This window comes from Calyptranema fuscum S582, from assembly GCF_055793305.1.
In genome coordinates this window covers 1-12,567 of record NZ_JBSLYH010000064.1, presented here as the reverse complement: position 1 = coordinate 12,567, position 12,567 = coordinate 1, and the positions used below count along the sequence as shown (strand labels likewise).

Genomic DNA, 12,567 nt, shown 5'->3' with positions numbered 1-12,567 from the left:
GGCGTTTGACCCAGCCAGGCTGGCTCCCAATGACAACTTCCTTTATTTTATCGGTAAGCTGATCAACCGGGATCAGGGGTATAAGTCCGTGTGAGATTGCCCAAAACTGGTGCAATCAGTGCAGTTACAGCATTCTGCCCTGCAACATAGCTTTTGTCTTAAGGTTTAATTTAGATTTGCATGATAGGTCATGATGTTGGGGGCGTGGGCTTTGCCCACACCCCCAACATCATGACCTACAATGCTTTGCGTCCTGTGGTTTGCGCCCTGTGGTCTTAATATGCGCCTGTTTTGTGAAGCACCACCCGTACGGTTTGGAGCAAGATTTTTAGATCTAGCCACAGTGACCAGTTTTCGATGTAAGTCAAATCTAGCCGCAGCACATCTTCAAAATTAACAATGTCTGAGCGTCCTGAAACTTGCCACAGTCCCGTAATTCCCGGTAATACTTCCTGGCGAATAAAGTGGTGTTGGCTAAACTGCTTGACGTCTCGCAAGGGTAGCGGGCGGGGTCCCACCAGGCTCATTTCGCCAAACAGGACATTGAAAATTTGCGGTAATTCATCCAGGCTATAGCGGCGCAAAATTTTGCCGACACGGGTCACACGAGGGTCATCTTTAATCTTGAACAAAATCCCATCATCTGTTTCATTCAGGGTTTCCATTTGCTTCTGTAATTTGTCCGCATTGGTTACCATGGTGCGAAACTTCCATACCTTGAAGGGCTTGCTGTGTAAGCCGATTCGTGTTTGTTTGTAGAAAATGGGACCCGGTGAATCAAGTTTAATCAACAGGGCGATCGCCAAATAGATGGGGGATGCGGCAATCAACAGCAACAGCGCCGAGCAGAAATCAAACGTCCGTTTGATCCAAAAATCAAGCCCCGTAATCACAGTCGATGGAAATGTTGGCGCAGGACAGCCGCCAATCATCCAAAAGTTAGATCCTTTAAACAAGGGTTCTATGCCAATTGGCAGAATGTGTAACGTGATACCTGCGGTCTGGAAGTGCCAGCACAAAAACAATCGATTTTTGATGGCGTCCCAGGCCACGAATGCTTCTGTGACTCCTAATCTGCGTAATTTGGCAAAGGTTGCATCTCGTTTTGCCCAATCCAACGACCGAGCATCCATCATGCCAATAATGTCGTAGCGACGTTCATGGTTAATCATGTCGATGGCTTGGCTGCGATCGTCGAGATCAGAAATCAAAAAAACGGGATAGCAGGCAACACCTCGACTGCGAATATAGTCTGTTGCCAGGTCGGCAAACCCCCGACCGACAAAGGTAAAGAGAATGCTGAACAACCAAAATAAGGGAAAGTTGGAACGGGATGCAGCCTCTTCGAAATTAATAAAATTGAACGGCAGAGGATTGAGGAGAAATACAAGTTGAGCCAGACTCAGGGCTTTAATCAAGCCTAAAAAGTCGCGCCGCTTGTCTCCAGGTTTGTACAACCCTCTTGCGGCAATGATGCCAATCTCAATGCCAACCAGTGTTAGCTGTGCTTCCCAATTTAAACTGGGGTGATGTGCATAGACCGCTGTCACCTGCCATGCCAAATAGAGAAGGGACGCATCTAATAGAATGAGAGTGAGGACGCGGAGCCAACCTCCAGCAATACCACGACGTAGTCTAGCAAAGCTTGGAGACCGTAAATCTGACTCCGTTCGACCAGGTGAAGTAACGTAAGGGGACATCTTGAAGCTCCATGTTGTGGGCATAACACATGCGGCAGATAGACACCTTAGGAATCAGTGAATCATGATCTTAGTAATGCTTTTTGTAGCTAGGGTTGATCAATAAGTAGAGAATCATCATTAACCGTGAAATCTTAGAACTCTATGGTTTCCGCCGCTTGGGCGGCACAGGATTTTAGATTTGGGTTTTAATGACACCGAATTATTGACCGGGGATGTGAAGGTTGACGTTCTCCGTAGAGAGTTCAATCTTGCACCTCAAAATTAAGCCCCTGATTGATTAACGCTGTCCGTTTTGTGTTTCTACAAAAGTCACTACCCGACACCCAATGACTAAGTCAAATATCTACTGGTTGTGTGTGAATGCATCCTAAGACTGAAGCTTGAACTCTTAAACCAATCGATCAAGCTCTATGTACTCTGAAATTGCAATCCTTTTAACGTGATGGACTAAGTGATCTGATTGCTTAAGAGTCTAAGAGTGGACAGATGCGTTGATGCCTGATGATTTCGGTTCAAAAGTGATTGAATCACACTGATAGACGCACCCAATCTTAGTTTGTTTCATTCAATCTTCATTTGCTCTGATAAAAATTCTGAAACATTCTTCAGAATCATCCATCTCATATCCAGATTCAAAATGTATCGCGTAAGTTCCTGAACAAAAACTCAATTTTCAGATTAACAATAGAGTGTAGATATTTCTGTTTCTTTCTATACCTAAAGGCATAGGCGATCGCAACTCTTTATGAGGTTTAATAGGATGGCTCTACCGGATCAAGTAACTTAAACCGTGGGTGGTATCGATTTTTGTCTGTTCAGCCACCACTCGCAGAGCAAAGCTTTCAAACTACCTAGCAATCGCACAGGGCGTAGTAAATAATACAAAAAATAGAGCGATCGCGGTAATAGTAAAAATGCCTTGTCTTTGCTAGTAGGTTTCAGCAATCGACGTACAGGTGTTAGTCCGTGAAATAAAAAGCATCTTAAGCAGTATTGAACCTGCTCGTCCAATGTTTCGATAGAACGATATTGAAAACGAAATTTTTCAAACGTTAGAGTTTTAGTCAGGGCATAGTTGCCAGATACTAGTCGGTGATAGGCATGCTGGGCTAAGGCTTGAACCTCACGGTCTGCCTTAATTCTTGTTACTATATCTGTTTTTAAAGAGACTCCTAAAACGGTTTGAGTTAAACATAGCCCTAATAAAAGCATTCGTTCGAGACCGACCTGGCGAGCAGTTTGAAGTAGCATTTCCCAGTCAATTTCGGGATGAGTGCGAATTAACTCGGCAATGTCACAGATCCATGCCAATCGTTCCCATAAACTTTTAGCACCATGCACACATAAGTATAGAAGTAAATCTTCGGGACATAAGCTAAGTAATTGATTCCGACTGGATACTGGCACCAGGCGCTGATAGAGCGTCTCAAACTCAAATGGATATGATAAAAATACACCTCCAGTTAATTCTTGGTGCAGATCAACTGAAAATTGTTCATTTTGATGGAGCAACGAACACTCACAATGGGCTTGCAAGTAAGTCGCTTCTTCTTCCACCGTCAGAAAGTGGGAAGGGTTAGGTTGTTGATAGTCACCCGAAGCAATTAATACATTTCTTGCCTTAAGAAAATCTTGTTTTGAAACCAAAATATCTAAATCATCAAATTGTCGTAAGGCAATATCTCCATACACGGATAAGGTTAACGCTACACCTTTAAAGGCGATCGCATTGATTCCTTGTTGTTGTAATAAATCAATGAGGCGAACTGCCTCCCTCGTAAGACTGAGATTGCGCAGAAGATTATCTTGAAAAAATTCGTGCAGCTCAGCGAAAAAATCAGCTGGAATGGCATCTGATTGAATGGTACATAGACTTTTATATACCAAAGGCAACACACGATGCCCAATGGCTAGTTTTAACACATAGTCCCAATCAATATCTGCTTGCAGTAAACCCTGAATTCGGTGAGCAATTTCAGGCTCAATCTGCGTACGGGCACAGCAAAAAATCAACTCGATCTCTGTAGGAATTCCAGATGGGCTGGAAATGGTTAAGGGGTCAAGGGCAATGGAAGGTGATATCGTTTTCATGCGAACTATAGCGCTTCGCGCCTGGGTAAATTACGGTTTTTGTGAGAGAGCCGCGCAGAGCGCGGCTCTCTCACAAAAACTTGTACGTCGCGCAATTGAGATTGCTATATGTACTACTTCAATTTAGATAGAGGTAAGATATCGTCAGATGATGAAGTATCTGGATTACTCTGCATCTGCGATCGCCAGGATTGGGCATAAAGTCCATTTAGCTCCAACAACTCGTCGTGGCTTCCGGTTTCAACAATCTGTCCGGCACGCATCACATGAATCACATCTGCCCGCATTGCCAGGGTAAACCGATGGGTAATAACGATGGCAGTACGACCATTTGCCATAGTCCGAAATCGTTCTAGCCAGTCAAACTCTGCCCACGGATCCATGGCACTCGTCGGTTCATCCAAAATGATGATCTGAGCTTGTCGATAAAAAGCCCGTGCCAGCGCTAGCCGCTGCCATTCGCCACCGCTTAAATCGGTGCCCCCCGGAAACCATTTCCCTAAAAGAGAATCATATCCGTGCTGCAATCGCGTAATTTTTTCATGAATACCGGCACCTCTAGCCGCTGCCTCAATTTCTCCAGGGCTGGGAACAGCGGATAAATCACCTAAAGTAATATTTTGAGCTGCTGTCACATGGTAAGGAAAAGGAAACTGAAACAAGACGGTGATGGCTCGTCGGAGTTGGGCGATCGCAAAGTCACGTAGATTAGTGCCATCGATGGCAACGTACCCGGTGTCGGGATCATAAAATCGGCACAGGAGTTTAATTAACGTGCTTTTCCCGGCACCATTATCACCGACAATGGCAACGATTTTTCCGGCTGGGATCGTTAAGCTAAAGTTTTCTAGAACTGCGTCTGGGCTACCGGGATAGCGAAACGTAATGTTTTGAAATTGAATGGATTGACGAATAGGCGTTGGTACAGGCAACGGTTGATCTGGATCGATAATTTCAGGTTGCAGATGGAGAAATTCAAACAGATTGCCGATAAACAAACTATTTTTATGAATCTGCCCGACATTGCTTAAGAGCGACTTGATGATGCTTTGTCCCCGATTAAACGCCTGGTAAAACAAGGCTAAATCCCCCAATGTGAGGATGCCGAGCAAGACTTGTCGCCCAATCCAGGCGATCGCCAACCCTGTCACCACCAGAGCAACCAGCCCTGCCCCTAAACGGCTTAAACTTTGGTCACGAATCAGCTTCATTTGCTCTGCCCGCAACCGTCGCCGCAAGGTTTGATAGGCAGATTGAAAGTAATCTCCAAAGTTAAACAAGCGCAACTCAGCTGCTGTCCAACTATCCGTCAACATCAATTCATAATATTGCAAGCGTCGTCGATCGACCGTTGTCCGGTGTGACCATCGGTATTGGTCTAAATTCACCCGCAGGGCAACATAGAATGCGGGTAAGGCACTGGCAAATAAAACCACGGGCAACCATAACCCATAGGGAATTAAAATGGCTGCCATGGCAAACAAAGTGATGCTGTTTTGCAATAGGCTACCAGCGTTTTCTAGAAGGGCAAGAGAACGATTGCTGGCACCATTGCGGGCGCGATCGAGATAGTCGTTATAGTCTGATGATTCATAGCAGCCATAATCAATGGCGATCGATTGCCGATGAATTAATGCGCTGATGTAATCTTGCACGAGTTCAGATTGCGCAGTTCGTACCCATTCTCCTATCCCTTGTAGCAGTTCGGTAGAAAGCACGACAGCCATCATCAATATGCCGGGAAGCAGAATCGTTTGAATGTTGTCCCAGCTAATTCCGGCTCCTACGATCGCCACCAGTCGGTCTACCAACGTGCGGGTCAGGTAAACAGTAGCAGCCGGAAGCACCCCTTGAAGTATCAATAATCCGATCCATGCCGATGTCCAGTGGCGTGACGCTGCCCAAATCAACTGAAACGTTTGCGGAAAATAAGAAAGTTGGGCTAAAGTTCGATGAAGTTTAGCCGCAAACGTTCGATTTTGTTTCTGAGCATTGATTGCAGACATAAGATACTTACATGGATTTTGAATCAGTTAGACCGCGATACCCACGGCATGACCATAGGTTTCGGTCGAATACAGTGCTAATTGAAATCCGCTTGCCTGTAACTCACTTTCTATTTCTGTTTGAGTAAAGTGATGAACGTAATTGGGGGCAAGATTGTCTCCCAGTTCTAACGGGTCTTGTCTCAAGATCCAGCGAATCAGATTGCCAACGACATAAACCAGCTTGAAATATGTGCTGGACTGAGGACGAAGAAAAAAGGAAATCAGAATGGGTGATCCGGTTTGCAGGGCTGATCGGAGCTTTGTAAGCAACGCAATTCTTTTGTCTCGACCCTGAATCAGCATATAGGCTCCCCAACCCACAATGATGCCGTCATAGGTTTTTGCTAATACGGGAGAATCATCACGGGGTGAGAGTTTGACTAAGGCATTGAAGCCCTCTTTAGCAATTAATTCATTGGCAAATTCAACTAAATGAGGGTTGCATTCAAAGCCATCGACTTCATATCCCAATTGACTCAGCGCTAAAACTTCTCTACCACCCCCAACGCTGAGTAACAATAGGTGTTTACAGGATTGAAAGTAGTGATCAATAATCTTTTGTTCCCATGCCCATAACCCTTTTCGGTTATAGGTTTCATCTCGATAACGATGGTCATCGTAGGTTTGACTGTTGTCGTAGTACACCTGATCGATGAGATGGAGGGCGGCTCGACCCAAAATACCGAGCCAAAATCCATTGAATACAGCACTCAAGAAAATAAAGATCCGTTCTAAAAATCGCTGAAAGGACTCTAGTTGGCGATGGGAAAAAAGATAAATTTTTAATTCTAAAGCATGCTTTTGAGTATTCATCAGGTTATGTAGCAGTAACGTCAGCCAGATTGGAGGCGTTGTCGGGGTTGGGGATGAATTTGGACGTGAAACTAAAGATTTCACGTCCAAATTCATCCCGCTATTAAACACTGCTGATTGCTATGGGGTAGGTTTTGGTGTAGGAAGTGTGTTTCGATTGACTCTGCGAGTTCGGGTAGTTGAGCTAGACAGCGAGGACGAATCAGCCGATAAACATTCACCGTTTTGGCTAAAACCGTGCAGTGATCAAAAAAGGCAGCAGAGCTACTGATAGATTGCAACGCACGAATACCATAGGCATGCTTGATTAATTCGATAAAGGCTGCTTGAGATTGAATCGGTTCGATCTGCACATCTACGCCATCTTCTAAAACATAAATTGCTTTTAAGGGCAGAGCAGTCTGGGCAATTTGATTGGCAACTCGATGCCCTAATTTAGGCAATCGCGGATGAAGCGTTAATAATGAATTGGGATTATATCCCAACGTGCTAGCAACGGCGGGATCTAGTTTGAGCTGAGGGAAGGCAGAAAAAACTTGTACGTCAGCCGTATTGGATTGAACTGGCAATACATCATCGGTGACGAGAGTATGTCCACGGGCATTGAGGGATGCCGCTGTTGAAGATTTTCCAGCACCTGATTCTCCTAAAAATGCTGCCACTTGATGGTGGAGTTGTATCGCACTGGCGTGAAGGGGTAACAAACCCCGTTGATAACTGATAAACGCCATGATAGAGCCTGTGAGATGAAGGCTGAGTAGTCGGTCTTCTACACCGGGTAATGGGGCGATCGCCACTTCTTGACCCTGCCGTACACTAAACACACCTGCATGTTTAACGGAGTAAATGATTTCTGTTTCAGAGTGCTGACACAACCAGGGAGCATCAGATTGCTGCAACGCCTTGAGTTCGTGCTTGAGGCGATCGCTTCGGTCTAAGTAAATTCGTACATCACAGGCTGAATCCATTGGGACAAATTCAGCTAATGCTAGTTCTGAATGAATCCCTAAACCGTAAGCAAAATAAGAAAACATTCCTTGACTCCACACGCTTGGGATAGAGAAAGAAGCAGAAGAGGGGATCTCCTGCTTCCGGGTAGAAGGTTAACTGGATTGATCGATCATCCTTAACCAGTGTTTCAAACATTAAACTTTGACCCACGGTGGGTTAGAGGCATTGCCTCAAAAGGAGGTGATCCTCAAAATTTAGTGTTTGATACCTAGCAACGCATTGTTAGCTGATTCAAACAAAACCGATGTGTGCTTGAATGCTGCCAGCATGCAGGACGGTCTTAGCCGATGGAAGAAATCGTCACGGCAAAGTCGTCACCAAAGCCACGACGCTTGGACTTGGTACGCTGCTCGGTGATTTTTTCAACAGCACCGTGGACGGTTAGTTCGGGGGTGATCCATGTCTTTTTCATGACAGATTCTCCTTGTTAAAAGGTGAGTTGTTTTGGGTCAAATATAGCGATCGCCATTGAGTGGAGAACAAGACGTATGAAAGCTTTGCCCCAGGTCGGGATTTTGCTCCTACACCCCGTCTTCACTGATTTGGATACCGCTATACACTTTCGATTGGGGTATGGAACCAAGGGAAAGGAAGCGTTCAAACTTGAAATCTTCCAAACATTCCTCAGACCCATACAGCTTTCGATAAGTGCTTCAATAACAGTTCTGTATATGGAGCTTGCGAGTTAGCTGTTAGCTATTAGCTATTAGCTGTTAGCTGTTAGCTGTTAGCTGTTAGCTGTTAGCTATTGGCTATTAGCTAACAGCTAGCTATCCTAAAGATCTGACTGTTGTAGCCACAGGGCTAAATTAGCTGCCAGAAATACAACAAATGCATCATGTCTATACTTCATTGGTTGAGCTTGATAGCGCTCATAGGCTGCTCTTACATTGTCAACGTCTACGTAAGCGGCAACCCGGTCTAAGTCATGTAAAACAACTTGATTCAGCGTTGCTCGCTCATATTCCAAAAGCTTCAGACTAAAATTTGAACCCAGATGCGCTTTTCCCATACGCCACTGAACAGCCGGAGGTAGAATACCCTGCATGGCATTGCGCATGACGGCACGCGTCCATCCCTGATCCAACTTTCGTTCCGGGGGAACGGATAGGCAAAACTCAATCAAGCGGCGATCGCAAAATGGATGACGAAGTTCTAATGAGTGTGCTGCCGCTAATTCATCCAATGTTTGCAAAACATATTGCATTAACCCACATGTCACATTCCGCCAGTGTTCTTCCTTTGAGTTTTTGGCGGGCGGCGGATCGAGCGATCGCATGTAATCTGAGACTCCGAGCCGATTGGCAAATGCAGGATTAATTAATTCGGCTTCAGAGGAGATGGATTCTGATGGGCTTTGTTTTAAGGACTGCCAGAGCCGTTGAATGGTTCCGGGAATTAGTGGTTGCAATCCATAAATTTGAATCAACTTTTTCGTAGAAACTGTAGAGTCATAAAATACTTGAGAAAGACCCTTGGCTTCTCGAATGAGCTTGATCCAGCGACCCTGACGAGCGAGAGCAGACAAGGCTTCATGACCGTGGGATACCGTTGAATCTCCATCATGCCCGGTAAATAAAACCCGAATATTTTGACGGTGTGCTTGCTTAAACAGTTCCCAATCCATAAACAAGTTGGCAGCCGGAAATGCACCATCAATATGCCAAACTACTTGATCAAAATCTAAGAGTGGGCTTAGTCGATCGGCATGAATGTAGTGAGGAGAAAATCCACCCGTTTCTAAAACAGCATCAATGTAGCGACGTTCGTCAATTCTAGGATCAATGTCTGATACGGTGGGAAAAATATAAGAAAACGTCGCCAATGGTTGATCTGTTGCGTTGAGATTACGAGCAACACAAGCAACTGATGACGAATCTAGCCCCCCACTTAACATCGTGCCGACAGGAAAGGCACTTCGCATTCGACACTCGACAGCCTTGACGAATAAGTCTCGAAACGCTTCCCCGTATTCATCACTAGAAGAAAGTTTGACATAGTGTGAATAATCAACCGACCAATATGATTGCAATTGCACTCTGGTTGGACTGATGGTTAAGGTATGTGCCGCAGGAAGACGCAAAATAGCTTGATAAAATGTACTTTTGCCATCTTCAAACCCCAGCAGATGAGCAGCCACCCTTAATTCATTCAGTTTTTTAGGCACCTCGGGCAAGCAAATAATGGCTTTCACCTCCGATGCAATCACACATATATCATCGGTGTGATAGTAATACAGCGGCTTCACCCCCATCGGATCTCTAGCACAGAAGAGGGTTTGATGCTGCGCATCCCAAATGGCAAAGGCAAAATCTCCCAATAAATGCTCAGGGCAGCGATCGCCCCATTTTTCATAAGCCGCCAGGATCAAATCACTATCTGTAATTTTCTCAATCGCCTGATGGTTGAGTTGCAAGAGTGCAATCAGTTCTTCACGATTGTCAATGCGAGCATCTGCCGTTATGACCCGACCTGATTGAGGATGAACCAGGGGTAGTTTTTCTAACAATGATTCTGGCGTCGTCCACAGCATGCGATGACCTAAGCCAACCGCACCCTCCACCCAGCACGATGCGCCATCGGTACCCCGATGTGCCAGGACATCGACCATGCGTTTGATATCCTCTGGATCAACGGGTTGTTGATTGAGGTGATAAATACCAGCAATGCCACTCATAACCACACTCCTTCGGCGTTGGGTAGTGGAATGAACCGAGACAGATCGTCAAGGTTACCAATCACAACTATTCCTTGATATTCGATCCAGGCATGAGCTTGAAGCCTACCTTGTTCGCCCTTGGCAACACCAATACGTAAATCAGATGCATATCCATACTGATTGAGTAAAACTTTAGTAGCCAGAGCACGGGCTAAACATTTTGTGTCTCCAGGCAGATAACGACTGCTGACATTGACTGCCCAAATAATTTTATGCAGGGTGATCGTATGGGATATTGCAGTCAAGCGATCGCACGGTTTGATCTGGGAGAGATAGTCTAATAACTGTTTGAACGGCAGTATCCACAACCCCAAACGAATCAATCCCAACATCATGAACGTGGTCAGGAGAAGCAAGCGATCGCTCCTACTCATCTGTAAGAGTTTATGCAGTCGCTCCATGCTTCACCTCAACCAAGTTTTGATCAATCAACTGCTGCAATAACGTATAAAGTTCGTGTCGGCAAACGTCTGGATCAACGTCATACTCGTCTAGCAGGGCAGCTTGAATGTCATCTACCGATCTGGGTTGCTGAATCAAATTCCAAATCTGTGCGCCAACTGGATTCAGACCGAAATACATGCCCGATTGCATATTCAAAATCACCGTTTCTCCGTTCAAATCAGAAGAAATCTGATCGGGCAGGGCAACGACCACGGCGGAACCTGAAATCGTGTTAGTCCAATTCATAATTACTGGATTCCTGTCAGAGTTGAGAGCCAAAGCTGTTTATACGTACTTGTACGCAAAAAGTTTTCCGGAAGTCAGCTTTTGCTTTACACGCTCTTTATGGTTAACCCCATCTTTATGTAGTTCCAATGTTTTTTGAGCAAACGACAACTCTGTCGTCATTTGCTCAAAAAACGTGACAGGTTATTAATCTGAATCACGTTTTGGAAGAGTGCAGCTCCGCTGCACTCTTCCAAAACGTCACAGGTTCTATCTCATTTGCTACCCTCAGTCCAATTGCGAGGTTTAGGAGAGGGTTGACTCAGTAATTTTTCTCGTAAACGGATAAGGATAGCGGGTACTATTAGAGAAGAAGCTTTATAAAACTTGAAATTATTCTAAGCTTAGTGATATCGCCATACATTGGGGTCGTCATAGGGATGCAGAGGTCAAACTCTGCGAGAGGCATAGCCTCCTAACTCCGTCACTTCCGATCCCGATTTATGACACGTAGTCCTTAGAGTCCTCCAGTCTGAGACGTTATGGCTATTTTTCGTCAATATATTGCGCCGTTAATTGTAGTAATAATTTTCTTGGTTTCGTTGTTGGTGGTGAGCGCTCGTATTTTTCTGCCTCAAGATATGGCTGCGCCCGCCCCCATCGAAGAAGTTAGCCAGCGACCGATCAAAGCGATCGCCAACGATCTACCGACCTTACCACCTGCCCTAAAAACCTTGATACAGGGTTTGCCAGAAGACTTAGGCTCAATTCCTCAAATCTAGATTGCCGTGGTCAAATGGCTTAGCCCCAATTATTCGTTGCGCACTGGCTCAACGTTAGATCGAGCGTTGCTGGTGAAGTTTATGCAGCGCACATATCTGGAGTTGTATCCCGATCAACCCATGGTTCATCTGGCGCATACAGTTGAGCAATACTTCTCAGTTGAAACGCCCCTGTGGTGGGTTTATCCAACTCCAGCAGCGGCTGATCCAACAACCGTTCCCCAGGCAAGCCCACAGAATCCGGCGATCGCCTGTCTCTGGTTAGGAAATGCGATCGATCAGATCCAGGGCGATCGCCATGCTCATATTTTTTTGCTCTATGTCGCCCCCGACCATCGTCGTCAGGGCATTGGTACAGCTCTGATGAGTCACGCCGAAACCTGGGCAACCCAAAGAGGCGATCGTCAGATTGGGCTACAAGTTTTTTCCAAGAACCAACCTGCCCTCCAGCTTTATCAACAATTGGGATATACGACTCAATCGCTGTGGATGGTGAAGCCAATCGGCAAAGGCAATGAAGAGGCACAGGAATAAGGGGGTATGTCTTAGCCGCAAGATAAATTTGCCCCTGAAACCTTTGGTTTCAGGGGCAAATTTATCCCTAACATCAGCCATGTTGAATCAGGGGATGGAAAGATAAAGAAGAAAAGGGTAATGTGAGAGGGGCATTTGGAGGAGTTGGATGAGACGCTAGTGTCTATAACGGCTAACAGCTATTAGCTAACAGCTAT

Annotated in this window: 11 protein-coding genes; 2 read left to right on the top strand and 9 right to left on the bottom strand. The window is 45.4% G+C overall.

Features of this window, described 5'->3' with window-relative positions; translation table 11 throughout:
• Positions 1-275: 275 nt before the first annotated feature.
• The 9 genes from ACR6Z4_RS28410 to ACR6Z4_RS28370 all read right to left on the bottom strand — a co-directional run bounded on the left by ACR6Z4_RS28410 (position 276) and on the right by ACR6Z4_RS28370 (position 11,075).
• Positions 276-1,700 carry a sugar transferase gene (locus tag ACR6Z4_RS28410; protein WP_479720718.1) on the bottom strand — a complete coding sequence of 475 codons (1,425 nt, stop codon included), beginning with the start codon at positions 1,698-1,700 and terminating at the stop codon, positions 276-278.
• Between the two features lie 786 nt (positions 1,701-2,486).
• A complete protein-coding gene (locus tag ACR6Z4_RS28405; protein WP_479720717.1) occupies positions 2,487-3,794 on the bottom strand; it encodes a nucleotidyltransferase domain-containing protein in 1,308 nt (435 codons plus the stop codon).
• Between the two features lie 113 nt (positions 3,795-3,907).
• The gene (locus ACR6Z4_RS28400; RefSeq protein ID WP_479720716.1) at positions 3,908-5,800 is read right to left on the bottom strand and encodes an ABC transporter ATP-binding protein; all 1,893 of its coding nucleotides are present in this window, start codon (positions 5,798-5,800) and stop codon (positions 3,908-3,910) included.
• Positions 5,801-5,827: 27 nt separating this feature from the next.
• Positions 5,828-6,655 carry an SAM-dependent methyltransferase gene (locus ACR6Z4_RS28395; protein ID WP_479720715.1) on the bottom strand — a complete coding sequence of 276 codons (828 nt, stop codon included), beginning with the start codon at positions 6,653-6,655 and terminating at the stop codon, positions 5,828-5,830.
• Between the two features lie 92 nt (positions 6,656-6,747).
• Positions 6,748-7,689 (bottom strand): hypothetical protein, encoded by a 942-nt coding sequence (locus ACR6Z4_RS28390; RefSeq protein ID WP_479720714.1) that lies wholly within the window; start codon positions 7,687-7,689, stop codon positions 6,748-6,750.
• A gap of 257 nt (positions 7,690-7,946) precedes the next feature.
• Complete coding sequence (locus tag ACR6Z4_RS28385; RefSeq protein ID WP_479720713.1) at positions 7,947-8,078, bottom strand: lasso peptide; 132 nt, start codon at positions 8,076-8,078, stop codon at positions 7,947-7,949.
• 363 nt (positions 8,079-8,441) lie between these two features.
• Complete coding sequence (locus ACR6Z4_RS28380; RefSeq protein WP_479720712.1) at positions 8,442-10,343, bottom strand: lasso peptide isopeptide bond-forming cyclase; 1,902 nt, start codon at positions 10,341-10,343, stop codon at positions 8,442-8,444.
• The gene (locus ACR6Z4_RS28375; RefSeq protein WP_479720711.1) at positions 10,340-10,786 is read right to left on the bottom strand and encodes a lasso peptide biosynthesis B2 protein; all 447 of its coding nucleotides are present in this window, start codon (positions 10,784-10,786) and stop codon (positions 10,340-10,342) included. Before ACR6Z4_RS28375 ends, ACR6Z4_RS28380 begins: the two co-directional genes overlap by 4 nt.
• A complete protein-coding gene (locus ACR6Z4_RS28370; RefSeq protein WP_479720710.1) occupies positions 10,770-11,075 on the bottom strand; it encodes a lasso peptide biosynthesis PqqD family chaperone in 306 nt (101 codons plus the stop codon). The genes ACR6Z4_RS28375 and ACR6Z4_RS28370 overlap by 17 nt, the downstream gene beginning before the upstream one ends.
• Before the next feature lie 521 nt (positions 11,076-11,596).
• Between ACR6Z4_RS28370 and ACR6Z4_RS28365 the strand changes: the two genes are divergently transcribed.
• Both ACR6Z4_RS28365 and ACR6Z4_RS28360 read left to right on the top strand, forming a co-directional pair.
• On the top strand, positions 11,597-11,836 hold the full coding sequence (locus ACR6Z4_RS28365) for a hypothetical protein (RefSeq protein ID WP_479720709.1): 240 nt from the start codon (positions 11,597-11,599) through the stop codon (positions 11,834-11,836).
• An 81-nt stretch (positions 11,837-11,917) separates the two neighbouring features.
• Positions 11,918-12,370 (top strand): GNAT family N-acetyltransferase, encoded by a 453-nt coding sequence (locus ACR6Z4_RS28360; protein WP_479720708.1) that lies wholly within the window; start codon positions 11,918-11,920, stop codon positions 12,368-12,370.
• Positions 12,371-12,567 lie beyond the last annotated feature (197 nt).

What these genes read in the sequence shown, in the direction of transcription:
- ACR6Z4_RS28390 (WP_479720714.1), bottom strand. Translation starts at nt 7,689, where the DNA reads ATGTTTTCTTATTTTGCTTACGGTTTAGGGATTCATTCAGAACTAGCA.
- ACR6Z4_RS28400 (WP_479720716.1), bottom strand. Translation starts at nt 5,800, where the DNA reads ATGTCTGCAATCAATGCTCAGAAACAAAATCGAACGTTTGCGGCTAAA.
- ACR6Z4_RS28380 (WP_479720712.1), bottom strand. Translation starts at nt 10,343, where the DNA reads ATGAGTGGCATTGCTGGTATTTATCACCTCAATCAACAACCCGTTGAT.
- ACR6Z4_RS28410 (WP_479720718.1), bottom strand. Translation starts at nt 1,700, where the DNA reads ATGTCCCCTTACGTTACTTCACCTGGTCGAACGGAGTCAGATTTACGG.
- ACR6Z4_RS28370 (WP_479720710.1), bottom strand. Translation starts at nt 11,075, where the DNA reads ATGAATTGGACTAACACGATTTCAGGTTCCGCCGTGGTCGTTGCCCTG.
- ACR6Z4_RS28405 (WP_479720717.1), bottom strand. Translation starts at nt 3,794, where the DNA reads ATGAAAACGATATCACCTTCCATTGCCCTTGACCCCTTAACCATTTCC.
- ACR6Z4_RS28385 (WP_479720713.1), bottom strand. Translation starts at nt 8,078, where the DNA reads ATGAAAAAGACATGGATCACCCCCGAACTAACCGTCCACGGTGCTGTT.
- ACR6Z4_RS28365 (WP_479720709.1), top strand. Translation starts at nt 11,597, where the DNA reads ATGGCTATTTTTCGTCAATATATTGCGCCGTTAATTGTAGTAATAATT.
- ACR6Z4_RS28395 (WP_479720715.1), bottom strand. Translation starts at nt 6,655, where the DNA reads ATGAATACTCAAAAGCATGCTTTAGAATTAAAAATTTATCTTTTTTCC.
- ACR6Z4_RS28360 (WP_479720708.1), top strand. Translation starts at nt 11,918, where the DNA reads ATGCAGCGCACATATCTGGAGTTGTATCCCGATCAACCCATGGTTCAT.
- ACR6Z4_RS28375 (WP_479720711.1), bottom strand. Translation starts at nt 10,786, where the DNA reads ATGGAGCGACTGCATAAACTCTTACAGATGAGTAGGAGCGATCGCTTG.